The sequence below is a fragment of the Microcystis sp. LE19-10.1B genome (genome assembly GCF_027530565.1).
Lineage (GTDB): Bacteria > Cyanobacteriota > Cyanobacteriia > Cyanobacteriales > Microcystaceae > Microcystis > Microcystis aeruginosa.
In genome coordinates this window covers 1-3705 of sequence record NZ_JAPZQM010000323.1, presented here as the reverse complement: position 1 = coordinate 3705, position 3705 = coordinate 1, and the positions used below count along the sequence as shown (strand labels likewise).

At 45.4% G+C, this 3705-nt stretch carries 3 protein-coding genes; 1 reads left to right on the top strand and 2 read right to left on the bottom strand.

Annotated elements, in window-relative coordinates; all coding sequences use genetic code 11:
• Window positions 1-62: 62 nt before the first annotated feature.
• Entirely contained in the window at window positions 63-188 is a 126-nt protein-coding gene (locus O9332_RS11530) for a hypothetical protein (RefSeq protein ID WP_288025600.1), read from the top strand.
• A 155-nt stretch (window positions 189-343) separates the two neighbouring features.
• Here the strand turns inward: O9332_RS11530 and O9332_RS11525 are convergent, their stop codons facing one another.
• Together O9332_RS11525 and psb27 are read right to left on the bottom strand one after the other, a co-directional pair.
• Window positions 344-2713: an endonuclease MutS2 gene (locus O9332_RS11525; RefSeq protein ID WP_288025597.1), complete on the bottom strand. Its 2370-nt coding sequence runs from the start codon at window positions 2711-2713 to the stop codon at window positions 344-346.
• A 168-nt stretch (window positions 2714-2881) separates the two neighbouring features.
• Entirely contained in the window at window positions 2882-3283 is a 402-nt protein-coding gene (psb27, locus tag O9332_RS11520; protein WP_043998990.1) for a photosystem II protein Psb27, read from the bottom strand.
• Window positions 3284-3705: the final 422 nt, after the last annotated feature.

Genomic DNA, 3705 nt, shown 5'->3' with positions numbered 1-3705 from the left:
TATGGGAGTGGTCGGGGGGAAAATTCCTGGACTTTTTCCCTGAAAATTAGGTAATTTACCCGATGAAAATGGGTAAAACCCCACACCCCACACCCCACACCCTACACCCTGCCCCTAGGAAAAACTTTTTCAGCAGACCCTTACTAGAAACCAGTTTGAGGGACAAGTATAATTACTCACTTGTATAAATGAGATGCTCCCTGGGGAATGGGGAAGTGGGGAAGTGGGGAGTATTTTCGGTGATCAGTAAACAGTGAACAGTGAACTGAAAACTCACATCTGATAACTGATAACTGATTCAAGGCTGACTCCTAACCCGACAAAAAACTTTTTGCCGCAAACCCTAAGTTAAATAAGCGATAGTTACCCCCGAACCTCCCTCATTTGGGGGTGCTAATTGAAAGCGTTTTATCTGGGGATGACGGGATAAAAAATCGTGAACACCTTGACGCAATTTCCCCGTACCTTTACCGTGAATAATCCATAATATGCCCGATGGGGTGGCGCGGGTGATCGCCTGTTCGATATCCGTTTCTGACTCTGCCACCCTGGAACCGCGAATATCGACAGTATTATTAGCAGTACGAATTAAAGGAGTCTCCTGGGGTTTTGTGGGAGTTTGGGGCAAATTTTTGGCAGGTTTTGGCGCAGTTTCCACTTTTTGACCATCCAAAGACTCAATCTGATCTAAGGGTAGGGTCATCTTCATCATACCGAAACGCAGGGAAATCTCCTCTGATTCCGGTGAAATTGCTAAAACTTCGGCAGTTTGTCCCAAATTGGGCAAGCGCACCCTTTCCCCCACTTGCGGACGATAATTAACCTTAGTTTTTTCCGTTTTCGGTAATAACCTTTCTGCGATCGCAGTTAACTCCTCTGTGGCTTTTTGGGCATCTATACCGGTTTTTGTTCCTGATTGCAACTGGCGAATAACGTTATTAATCTCTGCTTTTGCCGATAGTAAAGCCTTTTGTATCTCCTGCTCCTGATAACGCTTTAATTCTCGCTCTCTCTCCTGTAGAGAATTGGCCCGCGTGGAAACTTCTGTATAAAATTTCTCCGTTTGTTGGAGTAATTGACTAGCTTCCTTAGCTTTTGACTCCTGTTCTCGTCTTTGCGCTTCCAAACCAGCAATTACTTGATTTATCTCCTCCGATAACCCCCCCAGATGATTTCTCGCTTCGGCCACAATTTCGGGACTTAATCCCAAACGCTGGGCAATAGTTAAAGCATTAGAACGCCCCGGAATGCCCCATAATAGTCGATAAGTGGGGGAAAGAGTGCGATCATCAAACTCTACCGAGGCATTTTCAAAGCGAGAATCTCGATACTTTAACGCTTTTAATTCCCCGTAGTGAGTGGTAGCCACTGTCAGTAAACTATGATCGGCGAGGTATTGTAAAATAGCGATCGCTAAAGGACTTCCCTCAGCCGGATCCGTACCTGCTCCCACCTCATCGAGTAAAACCAAGGAACGAGAATTTAAAGCCGCTAAAATGCGAACAATCCGGCGAATGTGACCCGAAAAAGTCGATAAACTCTGTTGCAAAGACTGTTCATCCCCGATATCGGCTAAAACGTGATCGAACCAGGGTATCTCTACCGGTTGCCGCGCTGGAATAAACAGGCCCGCTTTCGCCATTAAAGCCGCTAATCCGAGGGTTTTTAAAGTAACGGTTTTTCCGCCGGTATTTGGTCCGGTGATGGCAACAACGCGAATTTCTGGGCTAATCTGCACATTTATTGGTACGACCTCCCCCCCCTGTTCGTGGTGTTTTTGCCACCAGAGCAAAGGATGACGCAAATTCCGCAAAGTAATCGTTTCCGAACCATCGATAAAGTGGGGGGGATTACCCTCTAACCATAAACTGTAACGGGCCCTAGCGGTGGCCAGATCGAGCCTAGTAGCGATCGCTAGTAAATATTCTAAGTCCTCAAAGGCTTCGGCGATCAGATTACTTAACTGCCGCAGGATTTTTTCTTCTTCGATTTGTTCCTGACGACGATATTGCCGCAGTTGATTGCCTTGGTCAACGATAGAGTGAGGTTCAATGTAAAAAGTCGCCCCTGTGCTGGAAGTATCGTGAATTATCCCCGGTATTTGCTCTTTTTGCGCTGCTTTGACGGGAATCACCCAGCGGTCGCTTCTTTGGGTAATCACCGCTTCTTGGATAGCACCGCCCTGTTTTTGCATGATATCCTGCAATTTTCGGTAAATTCGCTCTCTAATCACCTTCATTTGTCCCCGAATTTCGCGTAATTGGGGACTAGCGCGATCGGATATGCGGCCATCTTCATCGATACAACGGTGTATTTCCTGTTCTATCTCTGGATAGGTGCGAATTTCGGCTACTAACTCCTTTAAAACTGGTATATCTTCCTGTTCGTCAATTAAACGCCGTAAACGTCGCACTCCCGCTAAAGTCGTGGCAATATTTAAAAGTTCCTGTCCCGATAATAAACCCCCCAGATGCGCCCTTTCTAGGGCATCGCCGATGTCGCTAATCCCATCAAAGGAAAGACGACTATCTAATTTTTGTTCTAAGCTATAAACTTCTTTGGTTTGGCAGAGTAGGTTTAAACTTTCCTCTTTGCTTTCCGGTAAGGGCAATTGACGAATCGCGATCGCACCGAGTTTAGTCGCTGCAAAAGTAGCTAGGTGTTGACATAGCCGCGGCCATTCCAATAATTCTAGGGTTTCGTCTTGAATCAATTTTGTAGTTTTTTATAATACGCTTTGTATTTCTAGTCTAACCGGATTTGGTCTGATTTTTACAGGAGTGGGGTGTGGGGTATGGGGTGTGGGGAGATGGAGGGATTTCAACTAATACCCCAAAACCCCAACTCCCCAAAACCCTAACACCCAACCCCTAATCTGTATCTAAATTCCTTTCTGGAGAGAGAATTGTACCTGTTTAAATTCTTGTTTTAAACGTTGTTTGAGTTTGTCGGGGATGGGACGGGAACCGTAGGCGGTATAATAACCAGCTAGAGAGTTTAAGGCTGTTTGCATAGTAGTGAAAGAACGCAAACCCCCAGATTTTTTATCTCGTCGGTAGAGGGAGATGTAATCGTTGATTTGTTCCTTTGCTTGCGACTCAACTGCCGCTTTATTCGGGTCATCTTTGACTAAATCAAGGGCTGTGGTTAAAGTTTCAATCACCGTCAGGGTATCCTGTCCATAATTGCCGGTTAACCGCGAACTACTAGAACAACCCATCAATCCGATGACCAGGACGAGAACCAAAGCTAATAAGCGAGAAATGTAAGGTTTTAGAGACATATTTTCAACACCATAAGTTAATCCCAAGTCACCTTATCCTATCAGGAAACCGTGACCAGTTCCCCAGGAGAGTCAACTGGCTGCAAAAATCAGGGGTCAACTGGCGGGTAAATAGCCCAAATATAGGCTTTTTGGGCGGTAAAAGCCCTATTTTTGCCTAAAAGTTGCGATGCCATCAACCCGGAGGGAGTTGATTCTGGACTAATTCGGGCTGCGATCAGGCACTGGTGGCGGTTTCAGGATCGATCGAGATTGGATCTTGCGATCGATTAATCTAGAAGATAAGTAGGTAGGTGTTAAAAGTTGTCAGACACCCCCCTTATCAAGCTGTCCTTTAGTCACATCTTTCTTAACATTTCAAACCTTTGTAGCACAAGGCTTTCAAGACTCGGTTAACAATTTGTAATATTCCTTGTTGACAC